We start from the raw sequence: 662 nt of genomic DNA on the forward strand, positions 1-662 counted from the left end.
TGCGAAGACTCTACATGTTCTGACGGCTTCGCTTCCATCGCTCCCTTAATCTCTTGCGAAGACCCTTGTCTTTGCAAGACTTGGCTCCCTTCAAAAGATTGACCTTTTACCTCTTGTTCTCCCAAACTATTTCCATTCATAGTTTGTCCAGGAATCGAACCGGAAGATTCTAGCGAATCTGGGCTTGTCATCGTCAAGTCTCCCGAAGATTCGACGGATGCACCTTGAATATCATTAACGTTCATCGATTCAGTATTTACACCCATTCCACTAGGCTCCGCTATATTAAATTCACCAACTGACGATACTTTTGTCGAACCATTTCCAATTGGACTTCCCTCTAAATTAAAACCTTCCGTTTTCGTCGAACTTTTTGTCTCCAACCCTTTTGTTGAAGTCAATTCCTTTCCATTCGTTTCATTTAATACAAATTCATTTTCACTCCCACTTTCCTGATCTATACCAGACGGATTAATTACCCCTTGTTTTTCATCCAATGATGGTACAATTTCACCAGATTTTCCAGTTGAATTTGAAGTTCCTTCTGAAGAGTTCAGCTGTCCAACACTGGCAATTTGATTTGAGGCTCCTTCACCATTTTCAGTTTCATATTCCGAAACGTTATCTTGCTCCAGGTGTCCTGATGTTTCTATATCTGATAC

The 662-nt window shown here is 40.8% G+C and carries 1 pseudogene; it reads right to left on the bottom strand.

What is annotated here, in order from left to right:
* Positions 1–662, bottom strand: a pseudogene (locus MR079_RS28340) (CD3337/EF1877 family mobilome membrane protein); the annotation flags it as partial.

It is taken from the genome of Bacillus cereus group sp. BfR-BA-01381, assembly GCF_022663555.1.
Taxonomy (GTDB): Bacteria; Bacillota; Bacilli; order Bacillales; family Bacillaceae_G; genus Bacillus_A; species Bacillus_A pacificus.